Source organism: Mumia spirodelae (assembly GCF_050632745.1).
Taxonomy (GTDB): domain Bacteria; phylum Actinomycetota; class Actinomycetes; order Propionibacteriales; family Nocardioidaceae; genus Mumia.
Genome location: NZ_JBODSD010000001.1, coordinates 326,867 through 347,611 on the forward strand (window position 1 = coordinate 326,867; position 20,745 = coordinate 347,611).

General features: G+C 70.8%; 18 protein-coding genes and 1 tRNA gene. 6 read left to right on the forward strand and 13 right to left on the reverse strand.

Features of this window, described 5'->3' with window-relative positions:
- Nucleotides 1-6 precede the first annotated feature (6 nt).
- Nucleotides 7-1,488 carry a hypothetical protein gene (locus ACQSSQ_RS01650; protein ID WP_431325290.1) on the reverse strand — a complete coding sequence of 494 codons (1,482 nt, stop codon included), beginning with the start codon at nt 1,486-1,488 and terminating at the stop codon, nt 7-9.
- Nucleotides 1,488-2,423, reverse strand: a complete 936-nt coding sequence (locus tag ACQSSQ_RS01655; RefSeq protein WP_431325291.1) for a hypothetical protein — start codon at nt 2,421-2,423, stop codon at nt 1,488-1,490. Before ACQSSQ_RS01655 ends, ACQSSQ_RS01650 begins: the two co-directional genes overlap by 1 nt.
- A gap of 285 nt (nt 2,424-2,708) precedes the next feature.
- On the opposite strand from ACQSSQ_RS01655, the gene ACQSSQ_RS01660 reads away from it, so the two are divergent.
- The 3 genes from ACQSSQ_RS01660 (at nt 2,709) to ACQSSQ_RS01670 (ending at nt 5,875) form a co-directional block, all read left to right on the forward strand.
- A complete protein-coding gene (locus ACQSSQ_RS01660; protein ID WP_431325292.1) occupies nt 2,709-4,442 on the forward strand; it encodes a hypothetical protein in 1,734 nt (577 codons plus the stop codon).
- 153 nt (nt 4,443-4,595) lie between these two features.
- Entirely contained in the window at nt 4,596-5,594 is a 999-nt protein-coding gene (locus ACQSSQ_RS01665) for a hypothetical protein (protein ID WP_431325293.1), read from the forward strand.
- Nucleotides 5,595-5,799: 205 nt separating this feature from the next.
- Nucleotides 5,800-5,875: transfer RNA gene (locus ACQSSQ_RS01670), tRNA-Lys, on the forward strand.
- Between the two features lie 39 nt (nt 5,876-5,914).
- Here ACQSSQ_RS01670 and ACQSSQ_RS01675 read toward each other — a convergent pair.
- On the reverse strand, nt 5,915-6,349 hold the full coding sequence (locus tag ACQSSQ_RS01675; RefSeq protein ID WP_431325294.1) for a protein-tyrosine phosphatase family protein: 435 nt from the start codon (nt 6,347-6,349) through the stop codon (nt 5,915-5,917).
- Between the two features lie 637 nt (nt 6,350-6,986).
- Between ACQSSQ_RS01675 and ACQSSQ_RS01680 the strand changes: the two genes are divergently transcribed.
- Together ACQSSQ_RS01680 and ACQSSQ_RS01685 are read left to right on the forward strand one after the other, a co-directional pair.
- Nucleotides 6,987-7,604, forward strand: coding sequence for a DUF47 domain-containing protein (locus ACQSSQ_RS01680; RefSeq protein ID WP_431325295.1), 618 nt, complete (start codon nt 6,987-6,989; stop codon nt 7,602-7,604).
- A gap of 20 nt (nt 7,605-7,624) precedes the next feature.
- Entirely contained in the window at nt 7,625-8,617 is a 993-nt protein-coding gene (locus ACQSSQ_RS01685) for an inorganic phosphate transporter (RefSeq protein ID WP_431326760.1), read from the forward strand.
- A gap of 116 nt (nt 8,618-8,733) precedes the next feature.
- Here ACQSSQ_RS01685 and pstB read toward each other — a convergent pair whose 3' ends face one another.
- The 5 genes from pstB to ACQSSQ_RS01710 form a co-directional block, all read right to left on the reverse strand.
- Nucleotides 8,734-9,600: a phosphate ABC transporter ATP-binding protein PstB gene (gene pstB / locus ACQSSQ_RS01690; protein WP_431325296.1), complete on the reverse strand. Its 867-nt coding sequence runs from the start codon at nt 9,598-9,600 to the stop codon at nt 8,734-8,736.
- Nucleotides 9,597-10,682 (reverse strand): phosphate ABC transporter permease PstA, encoded by a 1,086-nt coding sequence (gene pstA / locus ACQSSQ_RS01695; protein ID WP_431325297.1) that lies wholly within the window; start codon nt 10,680-10,682, stop codon nt 9,597-9,599. Before pstA ends, pstB begins: the two co-directional genes overlap by 4 nt.
- On the reverse strand, nt 10,679-11,644 hold the full coding sequence (pstC, locus tag ACQSSQ_RS01700; protein WP_431325298.1) for a phosphate ABC transporter permease subunit PstC: 966 nt from the start codon (nt 11,642-11,644) through the stop codon (nt 10,679-10,681). Before pstC ends, pstA begins: the two co-directional genes overlap by 4 nt.
- Before the next feature lie 85 nt (nt 11,645-11,729).
- A complete protein-coding gene (gene pstS, locus ACQSSQ_RS01705) occupies nt 11,730-12,827 on the reverse strand; it encodes a phosphate ABC transporter substrate-binding protein PstS (protein WP_431325299.1) in 1,098 nt (365 codons plus the stop codon).
- 151 nt (nt 12,828-12,978) lie between these two features.
- On the reverse strand, nt 12,979-13,365 hold the full coding sequence (locus ACQSSQ_RS01710; protein ID WP_431325300.1) for a MerR family transcriptional regulator: 387 nt from the start codon (nt 13,363-13,365) through the stop codon (nt 12,979-12,981).
- Nucleotides 13,366-13,426: 61 nt separating this feature from the next.
- On the opposite strand from ACQSSQ_RS01710, the gene ACQSSQ_RS01715 reads away from it, so the two are divergent.
- On the forward strand, nt 13,427-14,650 hold the full coding sequence (locus ACQSSQ_RS01715) for an MFS transporter (protein ID WP_431325301.1): 1,224 nt from the start codon (nt 13,427-13,429) through the stop codon (nt 14,648-14,650).
- Here the strand turns inward: ACQSSQ_RS01715 and ACQSSQ_RS01720 are convergent.
- From ACQSSQ_RS01720 to ACQSSQ_RS01740, 5 genes are read right to left on the reverse strand one after another with little or no spacing between them, the layout of a single operon-like run.
- Nucleotides 14,559-15,476, reverse strand: a complete 918-nt coding sequence (locus tag ACQSSQ_RS01720; RefSeq protein ID WP_431325302.1) for an NUDIX hydrolase — start codon at nt 15,474-15,476, stop codon at nt 14,559-14,561. The genes ACQSSQ_RS01715 and ACQSSQ_RS01720 overlap by 92 nt on opposite strands.
- The gene (locus tag ACQSSQ_RS01725) at nt 15,473-17,674 is read right to left on the reverse strand and encodes an RNA degradosome polyphosphate kinase (RefSeq protein ID WP_431325303.1); all 2,202 of its coding nucleotides are present in this window, start codon (nt 17,672-17,674) and stop codon (nt 15,473-15,475) included. The genes ACQSSQ_RS01720 and ACQSSQ_RS01725 overlap by 4 nt, the downstream gene beginning before the upstream one ends.
- Before the next feature lie 43 nt (nt 17,675-17,717).
- Nucleotides 17,718-18,365 (reverse strand): hypothetical protein, encoded by a 648-nt coding sequence (locus tag ACQSSQ_RS01730; RefSeq protein ID WP_431325304.1) that lies wholly within the window; start codon nt 18,363-18,365, stop codon nt 17,718-17,720.
- A gap of 49 nt (nt 18,366-18,414) precedes the next feature.
- Entirely contained in the window at nt 18,415-19,260 is an 846-nt protein-coding gene (gene mshD / locus ACQSSQ_RS01735; protein WP_431325305.1) for a mycothiol synthase, read from the reverse strand.
- Complete coding sequence (locus tag ACQSSQ_RS01740) at nt 19,257-20,708, reverse strand: carboxyl transferase domain-containing protein (RefSeq protein ID WP_431325306.1); 1,452 nt, start codon at nt 20,706-20,708, stop codon at nt 19,257-19,259. Before ACQSSQ_RS01740 ends, mshD begins: the two co-directional genes overlap by 4 nt.
- Nucleotides 20,709-20,745: the final 37 nt, after the last annotated feature.

A 20,745-nucleotide genomic window follows, 5' to 3' on the forward strand; every position in this document is an offset into this window, starting at 1 on the left:
TGCCGGTCAGGCGGTTCGCCTGGCTTGGAGGCCGTGGTCAGGTTCGCGCCCGTGTTCGCGTTCGCGCGCAGCGCGGTGTTCGGTGAGGGCGTTGTTGACGATGGCGTAGCTGTACAGGTCGACGAGCCCGCGGCGCCAGCCGAGGCTCATGGCACGGTTGACGAGCAGGCTGCGCTTGTAGTTGGAGTGGAAGCTCTCGGCATCGGAGCGGATGCCGAGGAGCCGGTCGGCATCGGGGTCCCCGACGGGGATGACACGCAGGTACTCGGGCCGCTGCGCGTCGGCGGAGGTGGCGTGCGGCGACAGCCAAGTCGTGAACGACGCCTGCGGGCAGCCGATCGTGTAGCCGACGTTGAAGTGGAAGTGCCCGTCTGTGCGACGGGACCGTTTCACGGAACTGCGTTCGAGGAGGGCGACGAGGACGGGGTCGCCAGCTTCGTCGAGTCCGATCTCGGCGACACGGCCGCCGACGGTGGCGAGGGTGTGTCCGCATTCGTGCCCGTTCGGCAGGGTGTGGGTGAGGATGCCGAGGGGGTGACTGCGGGCCCGCCGCCCTGAGGGTGTCTGAACGAGCTGGGTGGCGGTGTCGGTGGCGGCGTCCTTGGCCTGTTTGGCGAGGACGAGGTAGCCGTAGGTGGTCATGACGTGGTCGATGTGGGTGCCGCGGAACGCGCCGTCGTAGACGACGGCTTGGATGCCGCTACCGGCGGCGCGGTAGACGTCGCGCAGCAGGCGGAGCGCGGTGGCGGCTTCGGCGCCGGGTTCGGGAATGTGGGCAGCGGCCAGGTCGACGCGCTGGTAGGGGCGGGGTCCGCGTGCGTGCCAGCAGACGTAGCCGTGGGTGAGGACGGGCCCGAGCTGGCCGTGGTGCTCCCTCAGGTCGGGGTCGTAGCGGCGGTGCGGCGTGTCGGAGAGCTGCCCCGTGGCGGGGTCGGGGTAGCCGAGGCTGGTGCTGCCGTCGTCGTTGTCGAGCTGGACGGTCTCGGGCGGCTGGTAGATGGGCCGGACCAGGGTGCCGTCGCCGTACACGGTGCGGGTGGGGTCGGGGTGTGTCAGCGAACCCGGCCCGTCGACGTGCAGGAGCCCGATCCGGTGGGCGGTGGCGACGGCGGTGGGGGTGAAGATCCGTGCGAGCTGGCCGAGGCCGTCGTCGGTGGCGAGGTGGTGGTCGCGGAACCAGCGCCAGTGTTCCCAGGTCGGCGGCGAGACGGGCGGGGGCGGGACGTCGAGACGGTGTCGGGCGATGGCCTGGGTCATCAGCGTGCGGGCAGCGTCCCAGGTGTGCGGTTCGGCGAGGTCGAGCTGCACGCGGATGCCGGAGCGGGCGATCCGAGCCAGGGCACCGTAGGCGAGCAGGACGTAGATCGGGTGGATCCGGGGCCGGCCGACGGGGTGCTCGTAGTCGAGGCCCGCGGCGATCTCGTACAGGCTGGGTGAGGTGAGGACGGCGCGGTAGCGGGTCCAGGTGTTGTAGTGCTCGCGTCCCATCAGTCGTGGCTCCAGTCCAGGCCGATGTCGGTGGCGATGGTGTCGAGGCTGCGCGCGCCCAACCGTCGCGCGACTCGTTCGATCGGCATCCCGTGGTCGTACAGCTGCCGCCCGGCCCAGTTTCGGACAGAGGCGGGGCGGACGTCGCGTTCGGCGGCGAGGCCGGCGAGGGTGAGGACTGCACCGAGGGCGTTGCACACGGCGGCCTGAGCAACGGCTTCGCCGGGGACGCCCTGGCCGCGGTAGGTGAGCAGCGTGGCCGGGGTGCTGTGGCGTTGATCGAGGAGGTCGAGCTGGCGGGCGACGATGATCGTGCCCCAACCGGTGAGCTCGCCGAGGCGTGGGTTGTGGCGGCGGGTCCCGGGCAGCCGGATCCAGCGCGGCGCCTGCCGGTCGTCGACGTCACCGACCCGGATCGCCGAGATCTCCGACGAGACCGCTGTGGCCTCTCCGAGAGCCCAGCAGACCGCCCGCTGCAGCGAGGCACCCCCAGCACCTCCAAGCCGTGCTGAGGCGCGGCACAGCGTGATCTCGGGGTCGGTCAGCGGCCGGGCGGCCGTGGCGGTGCGGGCCGGTAGATGGAGGTCGAGGGTCGGGTCGCCGACGTCGTGGCCGAGGTCGCGCCAGGTACGAAACAGCATCCGAAGCGCCGTACGGCGGGCGTGACGGGTGGTCAGCTCCGGCGGGACGCCTTTAGTGGTCGGGGCATCGACGAACCCGCGGCAGTGCTCGAGCGTGATCGCGGCCGCGCTGGTGACGTGTTGCGCGGACAGTCGGCGAGCGAAGCGGCGGACGGTTTCGCCGCACCGGTCGAGGGTCTGTGCGGTGAAGTCGTCGCCGGTCGACCAGGCGGTGACAGCTTGGTCGACGAGGTCGTCGACGCCTCTGCCGGTGGTGGCGCTGGTCGTCGTGGTGGTGCTGTCGTTGTCGTCCATGGTGGTGGCCCCTGATGGCTCCGACAGTAGGTTGGTGCTCGGCTGGTGTCATCGCCCCGACGAGGTTGGGAATGCGCTCTGAACAGCGGTGGAACGCGCCCAGACGGGGCCAATTCCAACTTCGTCACAACCGTTGTCCTGCATGTCTCCACCATCGCGCCAACGTTCGTCCCACAACCGCTGAATTGGTCACGCGGATCGTGCAGCATGAGATCCACGGGCCCCGGCGCGGACAGCAGCGGGGCCCGCGGACGTGTTGAGTTTCGCGATCTGGAGGAAGCGGCCGTGCCTAGCCCGAAGTACTTGATCAACCCGGCGACAGGGGAGCGGACGCGCTCGGTGCGGGACCAGGTGGTCTCGGTGTTCGGGTTCGCTGGCGTGCATCAACTGGCAGAGGTGTTCGAGCCGTACTGGAGTGGGAGGGAGCCATCGCAGCGTCGTGGGCGGCGGGCGATGTACTCGCCGACGCTGCTGCTGGCAGTGCTGGTGGCGGCGCGGTCGTCGGGGAGCCTGGCGTCGCTGCTGCGGATGCTCAAGACCGAAGCGGGACTGTGGCAGGAGTGCCGGGAAGCCTTCATGGCGGCTGCCGCCGATAACGTTCCCGGCGTCCCGCTGGCGCCGCCGACACGCGATGCGGTGGTGTTCTTCCGTGACCGGGTCAGCGGCGACCCCGAGCTGATGGGCATCGTCCAGGCGAGGTTCCAGCAGTTGGCGGTCGGCCAGGCACGCCACATGGGCAACCTGGTTCGCGGCGTGGGTCCGGACTGGGCGCGCCCGGACGAGCGGCACGTCATCTACGGGGACGGGACGGTGATCAAGCCATTCTCCGACGTGTGGGAGCTGAATGATCCGATCGCTGGTACGACGGTGGCGGTGGGAAGCCGGGCGCAGTCGCTCGCGACGGCGCGGATCCAGCGGGTGCTCTCCGACATGAGCCACGACGAGAAGCACGCCAGGGGCATCAATATGGTCTCGATGCACACCTGGACCGAGTGGGGGCGAATCGTTCTCGCCACTACGGTCGCGATGGAAGCGGAGATGCACGCGGCGCTAGAGCTCGTCGACGCGATCGCCGCACATGCCGGCGACGGCGTGCACACGCTGCTGTATGACGGCGCGATCAGCGGATGGAATGTGGACTACTTGATGGCGCGGCACCGGATCCAGACGATCAACAAGGGCATCGCTGCATCCAAGGGCGTCGATCCGCTCAGCCGGAAAAGGCGCGTGGAGCACCTGCTCGAGGAGTACAAGCATGCCGAGACTGAGTCGTCACGGACGCGACGGCGACGCGAGCAGCGCTACAGCGTGTACCGGCAGATGAGCACCAGCCGAGTCGCGCAGATCGCCGTCTCCCGCGGCGGCATGCCGCTGGGTGTGAGCATCTACCCGAAGGGCAATGGCCTCGAACCGGTATACAGCCGCTCGCATGTCCTTCCGGCCGCCGTTCACTACCCCGACGGCCGCGTCTGCCGACACCGTCTCGCGATCGACGACGGTGCGCTGTTCGAGCTCGGCGAGGACGAACACGATGGCAATCTGGTCAAGCAACGACTCCTCGCCTGCCGCTCCAGCGTCCCGTTCCAGCGCCCGGACGGGACCTGGGGGCGCAGGTCGACGTGGACGATCGAATGCGAGAAGGGGCCGTTCGACTACGAGCACGAGTGGAAGCCTCCCCCCGACCGGCACAAAGCTGACCGCCCATCCCGTACCGTCGCCCGAGACCGCGACCTGCGTCCCCTGAGCAGATCGGACGATCTCGCAGCCTGGTACGACGGCCAGGCAAAGTCGCTGTACGACCTCCCGCCCACCGACCAACGACGGTTCACGTCGGTGTTCAGTCGCCGCAACGATGCCGAGTCGTTCAACAACTGGTACCAGGACCGGCTTCCGCACAAGAGCCGTGCCGCGAGCCTGGACCCGAACAACCAGGCGCTCGACTTCCTCGCCGCGGCGGTGCTGAACAACTCGAACACCTGGGTGAAGTACCACGAGATGAAGCCAGCGGTCTTGACCTGACCCGCCCGCCAAGAATCGGCATTGCGATGGGCCTCTCCTGCCACGGCAGGAGGGGCCCATCGTCGTCTCTGGCCACCCGGTGGCTGGCATTGCCGCTACCTCGAGCGCCGGAACGGGTCACGGCGTCACCACGACCAAGAGGAAGCGACAACCGTGACCCGCAACGCATCCGAGAACCAGATCCTGACCACGTCGATCAGCCGCGCTCGTAAGGAGCTCACCGACCTCCACGACCACTTCGGGCTCATCCCCGACCACGCCGTGGACGCCACGTGGGAAGCTGTCGGGAGCGTCGAGCAGAGCGCCGCCAAGCTCGGGCTCGACAGCTGTGACGACCTCGTGGCGAACTGCTCGAACGTGCTCACCGAACTGACCGGCCTCCGTGCGCCGACCCAGTTCCAGCCGGTCGATCTCGCACCGGCACTGCACACCTACCGCAACGCGGTCGCAACGCTCGTCGCGGCGGCCGCAGTCACCCGTCGAGCCGAGCCCGCCGGTGCGCTCAAGAAGGTGACGCACCTGAAGAAGCGCACGCACGAGCTCAACCGGTGCGCCAGCGACGACGAGGTCGTGCTGCTGCGGGCATCGGTGCTTGCCGAGGTCTTGCACCGCCAGGCGCACCGCCGGACATTCTCGCGCCCGGTGATCACCTACACGCTCTGTGACGCCGGCATGAATCCCGGCGAAAGTACCGGGTTCACCGCCGAGCACCTGCAGGTCGACGCCGACATTCCCACCGTCACGGCGTCGGGCAATCGCAATCTCGAGGACCGCCAGCTGCCGCTGGACACGTTCAACCGGTTCGTCCTGCAGGCCTCGGTCGACTCCGCGCTGAAGGCCGACCACCTGACCCCGACCACGACGCTGAGCTACGCCCCGCGTGCCAACCAGCCCGGCAGCAAGCAGGCCACGGCCTCTGCCTTCGGAGTGCTGGACCGACAGCTCAAGACCGTCGGCATCGACAACCTCGACCTCAAGGCAAGCTGCATCTACCGCTGGCGCGTCGACGCCACGCGACGCACCCTCGGCCTCACAGCGGCCCAGACGATCAGCGGGCACCGGTCGCTGGACGGCATGTTCCGAGCCATCGGCATGTCGCCGGACTCGCTGCGGCGAGCACCGGCGCCCACCCAGGTCCGCTTCGACGCCTGACACAAGCACCAAGCCCACCGACGGGGTGGACATGGCCGAACGGCCGTGTCCACCCCGTTCGTATGTCCGCCACGTCCCACCCGCCGACCAGCCGACGCGCGCCCGCCGTCGTCGGTCATACTGGGCGCCAGGATCAGCAACGATCGGACTCGGAATCACACCGGAGTTATCCCGAGGATTCTCCCGATTAAACTCCTGATCCCCCGGGCCTCTAGCTCAATCGGCAGAGCAGCGGACTTTTAATCCGCGGGTTCAGGGTTCGATCCCCTGGGGGCCCACCAGGAGCCGAAGACCGCCACGACGCGCATGCGACCGCGTGCTCACGCGCGGCCGGCGGGCAGGCCGCGGACCCACCGCCGCTGCCACGGTGTCTCGACGGCCCGCGGGTGGTAACGCGAGCGGATCCAGTCGACCGCGTCCTCCGCCGGCACCCCGCCGAGGACGGCGAGAGCGGCGAGCGCCGTCCCCGTACGGCCGACGCCGCCGCGGCAGGCGACCTCCACGCGGTGGGTGGCGGCTCGGGCGTACGCCTCGCGAAGCGCCTCGAGCGCACCCTCCGTCGACCACGGTGCACGGAAGTCGCGCCACCGGACCCAGCGCAGCTCGCCCGGCACGATGTCGTCCGCAGGAGGCCGCCCGAGCAGGACCAGGGTGAGATCGGCCACCTGTGCGTCGTGACGGCCCAGTGGACGACCGCGGACCGTCCGCCCGTCGGGCAGAGCGATCACGCCGTGTCCCGTATCCCAGCCGCTCATGCGCGCAGCGTAGCCTCGGCGACGTGCGCTGTCGGTCTGGCGCCGTCGCGGTGCAGAGCATGGCGCATTTGCGACATTACGTGACGTATGGTTGCGTGGCGAACACGGGTAGAGCCGAAGGTACGGGGGTAGTGAGAGATGCGTTTTCGTGCGGGTGTCCGCCATACGCGACGGATGTCGTCGCGTCGAACGGGCTCGACGGCTGATCACGTGTGTCCCACCGGCACTTCACCCGCGAGGTCCGTAGAATTTCCACAGATTTGCGCATCCGCACGACGAAGCGCTTACGCACCCCGTAGCCTGAAGTGGTACTGCCGTTCGACGTGGTGCGGAGGAGACCGTGGTGGCTACGCCTGAGCCCTTGGACGTCCGTCTCCGCGATCAGGACGCTCTCGACGAGATCGAGATGACGAGCAACTTGATGATCGCAGCGTCTGAAGCCTCGGGGCCCTTGAGCCAGCAGGCGGTCGACGAGATCCTCGGGGTCCGTCCCCGTCGCAGCTGCGCCTGACAGACTCCCCGGATCCCCGGGGACGCAACGGTCTCGCGCGTGCGCGCGCGGGGTGAAGTGCGCGGGGCTGGGGTCCAGGTTCTACCATTGACCCGGCCTTACCCCACCCCTGACGGGAGCTTTGTCGTGCGGTTGCGAATCCGACCGACCGAAACGTCTTTCTACGACCTCTTCACCGAGCTCGCCGGCCACCTCGTGGACGGCGCGAACCTGCTCGCGAAGATGCTGGACGCCACGTCCGACCGCGATGCGGTCGCCAAGCAGCTGAGCGAGGTCGAGCACGCTGCCGACGACACCACGCACGCGATCATCAACCGCGTCAACCAGACGTTCGTCACGCCGTTCGACCGCGAGGACATCTACAAGCTCGCGAGCAGCCTCGACGACGTCATGGACTTCATCGACGAGGCCGGCGACCTGGTCGTCCTGTACGAGCTCGAGTCGCTCCCGTCGCGGATGGCCTCGATGGTCGAGGTGATCCAGCGTGGTTGCGAGCTGACCGCGGAGGCCATGCCCCGCCTGCGCACGATGACGGACCTCTCCGAGTACTGGATCGAGATCAACCGTCTCGAGAACCAGGCCGACCGTGACTACCGCCGCATCCTCGCCAAGCTGTTCTCCGGCGAGTACAAGGCGCTCGAGGTCCTCAAGCTCAAGGACGTCGTGGAGTCCCTCGAGGACGCCGTCGACGCCCTGGAGTCGGTGGCCAACACGGTCGAGCAGATCGCCGTCAAGGAGTCCTGAGGGTGGATCTCACCCTGGTCATGGTGATCCTCGTGGTCAGCGTCGCGCTGATCTTCGACTACACCAACGGCTTCCACGACGCGGCCAACGCCATCGCGACGTCGGTGTCCACCCGGGCACTGACACCCCGCATCGCCCTGGTGATGGCCGCCATCATGAACTTCATCGGCGCGTTCCTCGGGACGGAGGTCGCCGACACCGTCGGCAGCATCATCGCCGAAGGCGTCGAGGGCGAGGGCAACCACGGACTCACGGTCGTCCTCTCCGCGCTGGTCGGCGCGATCGTCTGGAACCTCATCACCTGGTACTTCGGGCTTCCGTCGTCGTCCTCGCACGCACTGATCGGCGGCCTCGTCGGCGCCGGCGTGGCCTCCGCGAGCACGGTCGAGTGGAACACCGTCATCGACAAGGTCGCGATCCCGATGGTGGTCTCGCCCGTGATCGGCTTCAGCGGGGCGTTCCTGCTGATGCTCGCGATCATGTGGATCTTCCAGCACCGCAACCCGCAGCGCACGATGCGCGGCTTCCGGCTCGCGCAGACCGTCTCCGCAGCGGCGATGGCACTCGGCCACGGCCTCCAGGACGCGCAGAAGACGATGGGCGTCATGTTCCTCGCGCTGCTCGCCGGCGGCTACGTGACCCAGGACGAGGGCATCCCGCTCTGGGTCAAGGTCGGCGCGGCGACGGCGATCTCGCTGGGCACGTACTCGGGCGGCTGGCGCATCATGCGCACGCTCGGGCGGCGCATCATCCACCTTGACCCGGCGCGCGGCTTCGCGGCCGAGGCGACGGCGGCGTCGGTCCTGTACGTGATGGCGATCGGCCTCCACGCCCCGGTCTCGACGACCCACACGATCACCTCGTCGATCATGGGCGCCGGCGCGACCAAGCGCTTCAGCGCCGTCCGCTGGGGTGTCGCGCGCGGGATCGTGACGGCGTGGATCGTGACGATCCCGGCCGCGGCCCTCGTGGCGGCGGTCACCTACTGGATCTGCGCGCTCTTCCTTCCGTAGTCGCGCGCAGCGGCCCGCACGTACGAAGGGCGCCCACCGACCCCGCGTCGGTGGGCGCCCTTCGTGCTCGTGGGCGCGGGCCCGGCGTCGTACGGCGCCAGGCCCGGCGGACCGGCTCAGCCGAAGCGACCGGTGATGTAGGCCTCCGTCGACGCGTTGTCCGGGTTGGAGAAGATCTTCGTCGTCGGGCCGGTCTCGATCAGCTCGCCCGGCTGCCCGACCCCGGCCAGGTTGAAGAAGGCCGTCTCGTCGGACACGCGGGCCGCCTGCTGCATGTTGTGGGTCACGATCACGATCGTGTAGGCGTCCTTGAGCTGACCGATGAGGTCCTCGATGGCGCTGGTCGAGATCGGGTCGAGCGCCGAGCACGGCTCGTCCATCAGCAGCACCTGCGGCTCGACGGCGATCGCGCGGGCGATGCAGAGCCGCTGCTGCTGGCCGCCGGAGAGCCCGGCTCCCGGGCGGTTGAGGCGGTCCTTGACCTCCTCCCACAGGTTCGCACCGCGCAGCGAGCGCTCGACGATCGTCTCGGCCTCGTCCTTCTTGATCCGGCCGCCGTTGAGGCGGACACCGGCGAGGACGTTGTCGCGGATGGACATCGTCGGGAACGGGTTCGGCCGCTGGAAGACCATCCCGATCTCCCGGCGTACCAGCACCGGGTCGACGCCGGCGGCGTAGAGGTCGCGGCCGTCCACGCGCACCTTCCCGTCGACGCGGGCGCCCGGGGCGACCTCGTGCATGCGGTTGAGCGAGCGCAGGAAGGTCGACTTGCCGCAGCCCGAGGGCCCGATGATCGCGGTGACGGACTGCGCCGGGATCGCCAGCGTGACGCCGCGCACCGCGTGGACGTCGCCGTAGTAGATGTCGAGGTCCTCGACGTCGATGCCGATCGCGGGCCGGCGGGAGCCGTTCCTCGACGTCGCGGCGGTCGGGGTGGGAGCCGTCGTCGGGACGGAGTCGCGGATCACGGATCGCATGCTCATCGCTTGTCCTTGGGAGAGAAGAAGTAGGTCACGAGTCGGGCCACGAGGTTGAGCACCATCACGATCAGCATCAGCACGAGTGCGGCACCCCAGGCCCGTGCGATGGAGGGCTCCGGAGGGACGCCCGGGCTCATGATGGAGCTGTAGGTGAACACCGGCAGCGTCGCCATGCGTCCGTCGAACAGGTTGAAGTTGGACGAGTCGGTGATCCCCACCGTGATGAGGAGCGGGGCCGTCTCACCGATCACGCGGGCGACGGCGAGCGTGATGCCGGTGACGAGGCCCGCCATCGCGGTCGGCAGGACGACCTTGACGATCGTCCGCCAGCGCGGGACGCCGAGCGCGTACGCCGCCTCCCGCAGCTCGTTGGGCACGAGCTGCAGCATCTCCTCCGACGACCGGACGACCACCGGCGTCATCAGCACGGTGAGCGCGACGGCGCCGGCGATGCCCATCCGGACGCCCGGCCCGAAGAAGACCACGAACAGGGCGTAGGCGAAGAGGCCCGCGACGATCGACGGGATGCCGGTCATCACGTCGACGAGGAAGCGGATCGTCTTGGCGAGCCGCCGGTCACCGCCGTACTCGACGAGGTAGATCGCGGTCAGCAGACCCAGCGGCACCGACATCACCGCGGTGGCGGCGGTGATGAGGACCGTGCCCCAGATCGCGTGGTAGATGCCGCCGCCCTCGCCGACGACGTTGCGCATCGAGTAGGTGAAGAACTCCGGCGAGAGGACCGGGAGGCCGTTCTTCAGGACGGTCCAGAGGATCGAGACCAGCGGCACCATCGCCAGCGCGAACGCGCTCGAGACGACCACGGTGACGAGCCGGTCGAACGCCTTCCGGCGGCCCTCGATGGCCAACGACAGCAGGGGCAGGCCGACGACGACCACGGCCCACCCCGCGAGCAGCGAAGGGATGAGGGGCAGGCCCAGTCCGGCCTGCAGCGCCGAGGTGACGACGACGCCGAGGGCGAGGGCGTACCAGGCGGTGCCGCGCGGGAGCTGCGGGCGGTGCCAGCTGGCGACCCGCTGCGGCGCGTCGTCGCGCGTGGGAGGGGGAGGTGCGGTGGTCGTCATGCGTTGGCTCCCGAGAACTCCTTGCGCCGGTTGACCACGGCACGTGCGCCGAAGTTGACGGCGAAGGTGATGACGAAGAGTACGAGGCCGGAGGCGATGAGCGCGTTCACGGTGAGCCCGGAGGCCTCGTTGAACTGCAGCGCGATGTTGGCCGGGATCGTGCTCGGGTTCGTCGAGCTGATGAGGTTGAACGTGATGACGCCGGAGGCGGAGAGGACCATCGCCACCGCCATCGTCTCGCCGAGCGCGCGGCCGAGGCCGAGCATCGCACCGCCGATCACGCCGGACCGGCCGTGGGGCAGGACGACGGTCCGGATCATCTCCCACCGGGTCGCTCCGAGGGCGAGAGCCGCCTCCTCGAGGAGCACCGGGGTCTGGCGGAAGACCTCACGGGCGATCGCGGTGACGATCGGGAGGATCATCACCGCGAGCACGAGCGCGGCGGTGAGCATGGTGCGGCCGGTCGCGGACGCGGGGCCGGCGAAGAACGGGAGGAAGCCGAGGTGCGCCTCGAGCCACTCGAACGGCCCGACGAGCTGCCCGGCCAGCACGCGCATGCCCCAGAGGCCGAAGACGACCGAGGGGACCGCGGCGAGGAGGTCGATGACGTACCCGAGCGTCTGGCCGAGCCGGCGCGGGACGTAGAAGGTCACGAAGAGCGCTACCGCGATCGCCAGCGGGAGGGCCAGCACGAGGGCCAGCACCGCGCTCCACAGGGTGCCGAAGACGAGCGGCAGCACGAACGCCCCGAACGACTCGCCGCTCTTCACCTCGTCGGGTGAGGCGGTGACGCCGGGGATGCCTTCGACCGTCAGGAAGATCGCGACGCCCGCGAGGATCACGAGGATCATCAGGGCCGCGCCCTTGGAGAGCCCCAGGAAGACGCGGTCTCCGAACCGGCCCTTGGCCTTGCCCGGGCCGGCCGCGCCGCGGGGCGGTGACGGTGTGACGGTGTCGCTCACGGAGTGTTCCTCTGGTGGAGACGGTGGGGGGTTACCTGCGGGCGGGCGTCCGATCCCCCGGTACGGACGACCGCCCGCAGGAGCATCACTTCGCCGAGATGCCGTCGACGATGCCCGAGATGCGCTCCTCGAGCGCGCTCGTCAGCGGGGCCGAGCCGGCGCCCTCGGCGGCGGCCTGCTGGCCGTCGGAGCTGGCGACGTAGGAGAGCCAGCCCTTGACGAGGTCGGCCTTGGCCTGGTCGTCGTACTGCAGGCACGCGATCTGGTACGACACCAGGACGGCCGGGTAGACGCCCGCCTCGGTCGTGCCGTGGTCGATCTCCATCGCGATGTCGGTCTCGCCGCGGCCCTCGACCTGCTTCGAGGCCTCGAGGATCTTCGCGGCGGCCTCCGGGCTCGGGCCGACGTACTCGTCGCCGACCTTCAGCGAGGCGACGCCGAGGTCGCCCGCCTGGCTCGCATCGGCGTACCCGATGGTGCCCTCGCCGCCCTGGACGGCAGCGACGACGCCGGAGGTGCCCTGCGCGCCCTCGCCGCCCTTGACCGGCCAGGTCTCGACCGTCCCGCCGGTCCAGCCCTGCGGCGCGGCGGCCGAGAGGTACGCGGTGAAGTTCTCGGTGGTGCCCGAGTCGTCCGAGCGGTGCACGGGCGTGATCTTGGTCGACGGGAGGTCCGCGTCCGGGTTGTCGGCCTTGATGGCCTCGTCGTCCCAGGTCGTGATCTTGCCCTCGAAGATCTTGCCGGCGGTGTCGGGCGACAGCTGGAGGCCGTCGACGCCGGGCAGGTTGTAGATGACGGCGATCGGGCTGACGTAGGTCGGGACCTCGATCACGTCGGAGCCGCAGCGCTCCTTCGCCGAGGCGAGCTCCTCGTCGTCCATGTACGCGTCCGAGCCGGCGAAGTCGGTGCCGCCGGCGATGAACTGCTCACGGCCCGCACCGGATCCGGCCGGGTCGTAGTTGACGGTGACGTCCGGGTTCGCGGTCTGGAAGCCGGCCTGCCAGGCGCCGACGGCTGCCTCCTGGGAGCTGGCGCCGGCGCCGTTGAGCGTGCCGCTCAGCGAGCTGGTGGTGGCGTCGTCGTCGGCCCCGGCCTCGTTGTCCGCCCCGCAGGCGGACAGGCCGAGGGCCACGGTCGCGGCCAGGGCCAGGGGAGCGGCGACGCGGAGCTTGGTGCGGTTCACTGTGGTCTTCCCTCTCTGGGAAACGTCATGTCGAAACTGGTGTTGTCGACGGCGACGTTAGGCAGCAGAGGTGAAGCGGTAGGCGGACGTAGGTGAACCGAAGGTGAACGCTGACCGACGAGTTCGGGCGGCGATGTGACGTATCCCGTGGTCAGACGGGCGTCGGAGCCTCGAGGAGGTCGGCGTGCGCGGTGCGTCGCAGATAGCCCTTGACGGTGTCCCGGCTCTTGCTCAGGCAGGCGATCTTGTCCTCGATCGAGGCCAGCTCGCCGTACATCATCTCGGCGAACTCCCTGCTGCAGGAAGGTGAACGTTCGTCGTCGGCCAGCGCCTCGATGTCGAGGACGGCACGGACGAGCCGGGTCGTGAGGCCGGAGGCGATCAGGCTCCGGATCGTCTGGACGCGGTCCACGTCGGCCTCCGAGTACGCCCGGTAGCCGTTGTGCTCGCGCGTCGACGCGAGCAGTCCTTGCTCCTCGTAGTAGCGCAGCATCCGTGTCGCGGTGCCCGTCCGCTCCGCCAGCTCTCCGACCCGCATCAAGATTCCTTCCGTTCGGGGCTTGACCTTGACACCGGTGTGAAGGTCTACGTTCCCAAGCATGACACGGAAGACATGGATCGCCCTGACAACTCTCGCAGGAGCGGCGTTCGCGACGGTGACCGTCGAGCTCCTCCCTGCCGGCCTGCTCGCCGCGATGGCCGACGACCTCGACGTCTCGCCCGGACAGATCGGGCTGCTGGTGACCGCGTGGGCGCTCACGGTGGCGGCACTGAGCCTCCCGCTCGAGCGCGCCACCCGCCGCCTGCCGCGCCGCACGGTGATGGTGGCCGCGGTCGTGGTCAGCGCGGGAGCGGCACTCCTCGCGGCGGCGTCGCCGGCGTACGGCGTGCTCGTCGCCGCCCGCATCGTGGCCGCGGCCGCCCACGGGCTCTTCTGGGCGCTCCTCGTGCCCTACGCGACCTCGCTGGTCAGCGAGCGCCACCTCGGCCGGGCGGTCTCGGTGGTGCTGGTCGGCCCGACCGCAGCAGGCGTGGTCGGCGTCCCCCTCGGTACGGCGGCCGCCGAGCTGGTCGGCTGGCGAGCCGTCCTCGTCGGTGCCGCGGTCGTCCTCGGGCTCGCGGCAGCAGCGCTCGTGGCCGTGCTGCCGTCCGGGACGGCGAGCGGCTCCGGTGCCGCGGAGCCGGCCGCAGGACGTGACCGCTCGCTGGTCCCGGTCACCGTCACGGCGGTCCTCGGCGCGGTGCTGCTGGTCGGGCACTTCCAGATGTTCACCTTCGTCGCGCCGATCGTGACCGACGTGGCGGGGTTCGAGCCCGCGGCGCTCGGCGGGGTGCTCGCGCTCTTCGGGGCGACCGGCGCTCTCGGTCTCGCCGTGGCAGGCCCGCTGTCGGACCGGCTCCCGCGGGCGGCGCTCCCCGCGACCGCCGCCGTGTTCGCGGCGACGTCGCTGGCGTTGACCGTGATCGATCGGAGCGCCGCCGCCGCCCTCGTGGTGATCGGCGTCTGGGGCGCGATGATCGGGCTCTTCCCGCCCGTGTTCCAGGCCACGGTCATGCGCGTCGCGTCCGAGCGCAGCCGCGGCGCCGCCGGAGCGGTCGTCGTCACCGCGCTCAACCTGGGGATCGCGGCCGGAGCGGCGAGCGGGGCGTGGGTCCTGGAGAACCTCGGCGTCACCTGGCTCGCGCCGGTGGCGACGGTGCTGATGGCCACCGCCGCGCTCGGGCTCGCGCTCAGTGCAGGGCGTGGTGCTCGGTCGCGAGGACCTCGCCGCGGCGATGGTGCACGACCACCAGCCCCGCCGGTGGCAGCGGGCTCGCGCTGACCGCGTCGGCGTCCACCCCGACGGCCTTGAGCATGCGCGGGATCACCGTCCGGTGGCCGCACACGGCGACGGGCCGCTTGTGGGCGACGTCCTCGAGCAGCGCCTCGGCGACGGGCCGGTTCTTCGCCGGCCCGCCGTCGCGCGGCTCGTCGAGGCGGTGGTCGACGGTGATCGGGCGGTGGAGCGCGTCGGCGTACGGACTGAGCGTCTGCACGCACCGCAGCGCCCCGCTCGAGTGCAGGTGGTGGATCGCGTACGCCGCGAGGACCGGCCGCAGCCTGCCGGCCTCGCGCTTGCCGGCCGCGGTGAGGGGACGGGCGAGCGGGTCCCTGCGCCAACGGTCGCGCGAGCGCGCCTGCGCGTGGCGGACGACGATCAGGGTCCGCGTCTTGTGAGCGCCCGTCTCCACCCGCTCGACGAAGGCGTCGAGCACCGCGCGGTCGTTGTCGTAGGAGAGCCGCCTCGTCGCCTTGTCCAGCGGCACCCAGGAGACTCCGTCGATCTCGCGGTTGGGGACGTAGGCGTCCGCGTCGCCGCTGATCGGCGTCGCCGACCAGTACGCGACGTTCTTGGTCCGGCCCTTCGTGTACTCGTACTCGAGCTCGATCAGCGGCACGCCGAGCCGCGCGAGCACGCCGGTCTCCTCCTCGACCTCGCGCACCGCCGTCGTGGGCCGCAGCTCGCCGCGCTCGACGGTGCCCTTGGGGATCGTCCAGTCGTCGTGGCGCGGTCGGTGGACGAGCAGGATCTCGAGACCGTCCTTCGCCTTCGAGCCCGCGGGGCGCCACACCACGGCGCCGGCGGACATCCGGACCGGCCGGCTCACACCAGCCCGCCGACTGCAGCCCGGTCCTGAGCCTCGGCGCGCGCTCTCGCCCGGCGTGCGCGGGTGCGCTCGATGACCGACTGCTGCAGGTCGCGCAGCGGACCGTCGGTCGCCTTCGTCCGGCACCACTCGCCGTCGGGAGCGAGGTCCCACGCGTCGGTCCCGGGGTCCATCGCCAGGTCGAGGACAGCTCCGATCTCGGCGATGTGCTCGCGCCGGTCGAGCCGCACCAGCACCTCGACACGACGGTCGAGGTTGCGGTGCATGAGGTCCGACGAGCCGATCCACACCTGCGGGTCGCCGCCGTCGGCGAACCAGAACACACGGCTGTGCTCGAGGAACCGGCCGAGCACACTGCGGACCACGATGTTCTCGCTCATGCCGGGAACCCCCGGCCGCAGGGCGCAGATGCCGCGGACGAGCAGCTGCACCGGCACGCCCGCCTGCGACGCCCGGTAGAGCGCGTCGATGACCTCCTCGTCGACGATCGAGTTGACCTTGAAGCGGATCCCGGCGGGACGGCCCGCGCGCTGGTGCGCGATCTCGCGCTCGATCCGCTCCACGATCCCGGGGCGCAGACCGGCCGGCGCGACCATGAGCTGGCGGTAGGACTCGCGACGTGAGTAGCCCGACAGGTTGTTGAACAGGTCGGTGAGGTCGTCGGCGATCTCGGTGTCGGTGGTGAGCAGGCCGTAGTCCTCGTAGAGGCGGGCCGTCTTCGGGTTGTAGTTGCCGGTGCCGATGTGCGCGTAGCGGCGCAGCCCGTCGGGCTCGTCGCGGACCACGAGGCACAGCTTGCAGTGCGTCTTGAGGCCGAGCAGCCCGTACACGACGTGGCACCCCGCCCGCTCCAGCTTGCGCGCCCACCGGATGTTGGCCTGCTCGTCGAACCGTGCCTTGATCTCGACCAGGACGAGCACCTGCTTGCCGGCGCGGGCGGCGTCGACCAGCGAGTCGATGATCGGCGAGTCGCCCGAGGTCCGGTAGAGGGTCTGCTTGATCGCGAGCACCTGCGGGTCGGCGGCGGCCTGCTCGACGAACCGCTGGACGCTGGTCGCGAACGAGTCGTACGGGTGGTGGAGGAGGACGTCGTGCTCGCGCAGCGCCGCGAACATGTCGACGGGACTCGAGGACTCGACCTCCGCGAGGTCGGGATGGGTGGCCGGGACGAACGGCTCGAACTGCAGCTCCGGGCGGTCGAGGTCGGCGATCTGGTGCAGGCTCGCCAGGTCCAGCGGCGCCGGGAGACGGAACACCTCGTCCGGGCTGATGTCGAGCTCGGTCACCAGCAGCTCGAGCACGTGCTCGTCCATCGTGTCCTCGACCTCGAGCCGCACCGGTGGGCCGAACTTGCGGCGCAGGAGCTCCTGCTCGAGGGCCTTCAGCAGGTTCTCCGCGTCGTCCTCCTCGACCTCGAGGTCCTCGTTGCGGGTCACCCGGAAGGTGTGGTGGGCGGTGATCTCCATCCCCGGGAAGAGCGCGTCGAGGTGGGCGGCGATCACCTCCTCGAGCGGGACGAAGCGCTGCGGACCCACCGTGACCCACCGGTCGAAGATCGGCGGCACCTTGACGCGGGCGAAGTGCGACTTGCCGGTGACGGGGTTGCGCATCACGACCGCGAGGTTGAGCGAGAGGCCCGAGATGTAGGGGAAGGGGTGCGCCGGGTCGACGGCGAGCGGCGTCAGCACGGGGAAGACGCGCGCACGGAACACCCCGGACGCGTCGTCGCGCTCGGACGGCTCGAGGTCGTCCCAGTGCAGGAGCGCGATGCCGTGCTCGTCGAGGCGGTCGCGCAGCTCGTCGGTGAGCAGGGCGCCCTGCTGCCGCATCAGCTCACGGCTGCGCTGCAGGCTCGCGGACCAGACCTCGCGCGGCTGCAGCCCGCTGGCGCGCCGCGACGCGAGGCCGGTAGCGATGCGTCGCTTCAGCCCGGCGATCCGCACCATGAAGAACTCGTCGAGGTTGCCCGAGAAGATCGCCGAGAACCGCACGCGTTCCAGCAGGGGCACCGAAGGGTCCTCCGCCAGCTCGAGCACCCGCTGGTTGAACGCCAGCCACGACAGCTCGCGGTCGCTGAACCGGTCGTCAGGCAGGTCCGGCTCGTGGTCGACGAACGGCGGGTCGACGTCGAAGGAGTCCGGAGAGCTCGGGAGCTCCTCGGTCGCGGTGCCGGCGCCGGCGGGGAGGTCTTCTGCCATGCCCGCATCGTGTCACGCAAAAGTGACCAGCGGGTGACGTGACTCAGGCCGCGCGACCGACCCAGAGAAGGTGGCCGGCGCCGACCTCGACCTCGTCGACGCGGGTGAATCCCGCCGCCTCCAGGACAGCCACCCGCTCGGGCACGAGCGTCACCGCCGCGGCGACGCCCTCGATCTCCTCCAGCGCGGTCGCGATGCACGCCTGGAGCAAGCGGTCCCGCTCGGCGGCGGGCAGCTCGGGCACGGCGGCCAGCGCGGTGAGGACCACGTCGGGCTGCACACGGTCGAGCGCCGCCGCGACCTCCGGAGCCGCGGCAGCCAAGGCCTGCCGGACCTCCTCGCCGGGGTCGATCGCTGCCTGGACGGTCGCCGCGTCGAGCTCGCGGACGACGGTGTCGCGCAGGTCGTCGGCGAGACCGACCGCGCCCAGCGGCATCCAGACCGTGGCCGCGTGCAGGGAGTCGCCGGCGTCGGCCACCCAGAGCTGTCCGTGCTGGAGCACCACGTGGCTCAGCGCGAGCCGCGTGACGGAGGCCGCGACCAACGGGTCCGCGGGGCCGTCGACGGTGCCGTCGCCGTCGATGTCGAGCTCGGGAGCCGAGGCCTCGAGCAACCGGGCGACGTGCGTCACGTCGACGATCCCGGCGCGACGCACGGCGTACGAGGTGACGGTGCCCAGGGAGGTGGCCATACCTCCACCCTGACATCCGGACCCAAGGACCCCGCGCCCTCCAGCGGTCTCAGGCGCCGGTCGCGTACAGGACGTCGCGCGCGCTCTCGCGGAACCCGAGACCCTCGTACGTCGCCAGCGCCGGCGTGTTGTCGCCCTCGACGTAGAGGTCGACGCGACGCAGGCCGAGGGTGGCGAGGTGGTGCAGGCCACGCAGCGTGAGGGCCTTGCCGAGCCCGCGACCCTGCTCCGACGGGTCGACGCCCACGACGTACACCTCGCCGACGTCGCCGCCCTCGGCCACCGGCGGGTCCACCTTGGTCCAGTGGAAGCCGACGACCTCGCCGTCGCGCTCGGCGACGAACAGCCCGGCGGGGTCGAACCACGGCTGCGCGGTCCGCGCGCGGAAGTCGGCCTCGTCCATCGCGCCCTGCTCGGGGTGGCTCGCGAAGGCGCGGGCGTTGACCGCGACCACCCCCGCGGTGTCCTCGTCGCGCCAGGTCCGGATCGTCACACCCTCGACCGGACGCTCGTCCGGCAGCGCGGCGGCGGTGTCCCGCTCGAGGACGAGCAATGTGCGTACGGCGGTGAGGCCGCGGCGGCGTGCGAGCGCCTGCGCTCCCGGCAGGTCCCCGTGGGCCCAGAACCGGCTCTCGCCCTGGTCGAGGACCCGGTCCAGCAGCTGCAGTCCGACACCCCGGCGCCGGTGGTCCGGCTCCACGAACAGCTCGACGGGTGCGTCGCCCGCGGCGTACGCGACCCCGACCAGGAGGTCGCCCTCGTACGCCGTCTCGTCGACGCGCGGGGGCGCGCCCGACGCGATCGCGATCCTGCTGGCCTCGTTGAGCGGTGACACGCCGTCGACCGAGGCGATGCCCGCGGCGAGCGCGACGCGCCCGTCGACCTCCGCGCTCATCGGTGCCTCCCGCTCGTGTCGGTGGCTCTCAACGCCCGCACCTGGGTGGCGGCTTCTGCGGCGACCGCAGCAGCGAGCGCGGTTGCGTCCTCGACGTCGGAGTCCCGCTCGGGCACGAGCACCTGCACCTTTCCTGCGGCGAAGAGGTCGGCCGCCGACACGCGTTGGGCGGTCGCCATCTCGGCGGCGTGGTCCGCGTCGCCGTGCACGATCGCCGACGCACCTTCGGGAGGCAGCGGCGAGAGCCAGGCGCTCTGGGTGGCGACGACGACGTCGGCGGGGAAGAGCGCGAGCGCGCCGCCGCCGCACCCCTCGCCGAGGAGGACCGCGACCGTCGGGACCGTCATCGTCGCCATCGACGCGATGCAGCGGGCGATCTCACCGGCGATCGCGCCCTCCTCGGCCGCCCGCGACAGCTCCGCTCCGGGCGTGTCGATGAACGAGACCAGCGGAAGGCCGAGCTCGTTGGCCAGGCGCATCCCGCGACGGGCCTCGCGCAGCGCGCCCGGTCCCATCGGTGCGCGCTGCTGGGACTTGCGGTCCTGGCCGACGACCACGCACGGCTCGCCGTCGAGCCGCGTGAGGGCGACGATCATCGCGCTGTCGCGCTCCCCCTCGTCGGTGCCCTGGAGGCGGATCGTGTCCTCGCCGCCGACGCGCAGCACGTCGCGGACGCCCACCCGCTGCGCGTCCCGGGTCCGCTCGATCGCGGTCCACGTGTCGAGGGCGGCCGTGCTGACGGGTTCGCGCCGGGTGAGCGTCGCGGGCTTCGGCGGGTCGACGAGGATGCCGAGCGTGCGGTCCACGAGGGCGGGGAGGTCCTCGGCGGTGACGACCGCGTCGAGGATGCCGTGGTGGGCGAGGTTCTCGGCGGTCTGGACGCCCTCGGGGAACGGGTGGTGGTTGAGGACCTCGTACACCTTCGGGCCGAGGAACCCGACGAGCGCGCCGGGCTCGGCGACCGTCACGTGGCCGAGCGATCCCCACGAGGCGAAGACGCCGCCGGTCGTCGGGTGACCGAGGTGGACGAGGTAGGGGAGGCCCGCCGCCTTGTGGTCCATGATCGCCCGGGAGATGTCGATCATGTGGAGGAAGGCCGGCGTGCCCTCCTGCATGCGGGTGCCGCCGGAGGCCGTGGTGGCCAGGACCGGGATGCGCTCCTCGGTCGCGCGCCGCACCGCGCTCACGATCCGGCGGGCGGCGTCCTCGCCGATCGAGCCGGCGAGGAAGCGGAACTCGCTGGCGACCACCGCGACGGGGCGACCGCGCACGGTGGCGCGTCCCGTGATGACCGACTCGTCGCGGCCTGAGCGCTCGGCGGCGCGGGCGAGCTCGCGCTGGTACGACTCAGGCCAGCGGCTGACGTCGATCGGGGAGTCCCACGACGTGAAGGAGTCGGGGTCGAGGACGAGCTCGACCAGGTCCGACGCCGTACGACGTGCGCTCATGCTCGGGATCCTCTCGGGCGGTGTGCTCGGGTGCTCC

Coding starts and splice junctions, on each gene's coding strand:
- ACQSSQ_RS01650 (WP_431325290.1), bottom strand. CDS start 1,488: ATGGGACGCGAGCACTACAACACCTGGACCCGCTACCGCGCCGTCCTC.
- ACQSSQ_RS01655 (WP_431325291.1), bottom strand. CDS start 2,423: ATGGACGACAACGACAGCACCACCACGACGACCAGCGCCACCACCGGC.
- ACQSSQ_RS01675 (WP_431325294.1), bottom strand. CDS start 6,349: ATGAGCGGCTGGGATACGGGACACGGCGTGATCGCTCTGCCCGACGGG.
- ACQSSQ_RS01685 (WP_431326760.1), top strand. CDS start 7,625: ATGGTGATCCTCGTGGTCAGCGTCGCGCTGATCTTCGACTACACCAAC.
- pstB (WP_431325296.1), bottom strand. CDS start 9,600: ATGAGCATGCGATCCGTGATCCGCGACTCCGTCCCGACGACGGCTCCC.
- pstA (WP_431325297.1), bottom strand. CDS start 10,682: ATGACGACCACCGCACCTCCCCCTCCCACGCGCGACGACGCGCCGCAG.
- ACQSSQ_RS01710 (WP_431325300.1), bottom strand. CDS start 13,365: ATGCGGGTCGGAGAGCTGGCGGAGCGGACGGGCACCGCGACACGGATG.
- ACQSSQ_RS01715 (WP_431325301.1), top strand. CDS start 13,427: ATGACACGGAAGACATGGATCGCCCTGACAACTCTCGCAGGAGCGGCG.
- ACQSSQ_RS01725 (WP_431325303.1), bottom strand. CDS start 17,674: ATGGCAGAAGACCTCCCCGCCGGCGCCGGCACCGCGACCGAGGAGCTC.
- ACQSSQ_RS01730 (WP_431325304.1), bottom strand. CDS start 18,365: ATGGCCACCTCCCTGGGCACCGTCACCTCGTACGCCGTGCGTCGCGCC.
- mshD (WP_431325305.1), bottom strand. CDS start 19,260: ATGAGCGCGGAGGTCGACGGGCGCGTCGCGCTCGCCGCGGGCATCGCC.
- ACQSSQ_RS01740 (WP_431325306.1), bottom strand. CDS start 20,708: ATGAGCGCACGTCGTACGGCGTCGGACCTGGTCGAGCTCGTCCTCGAC.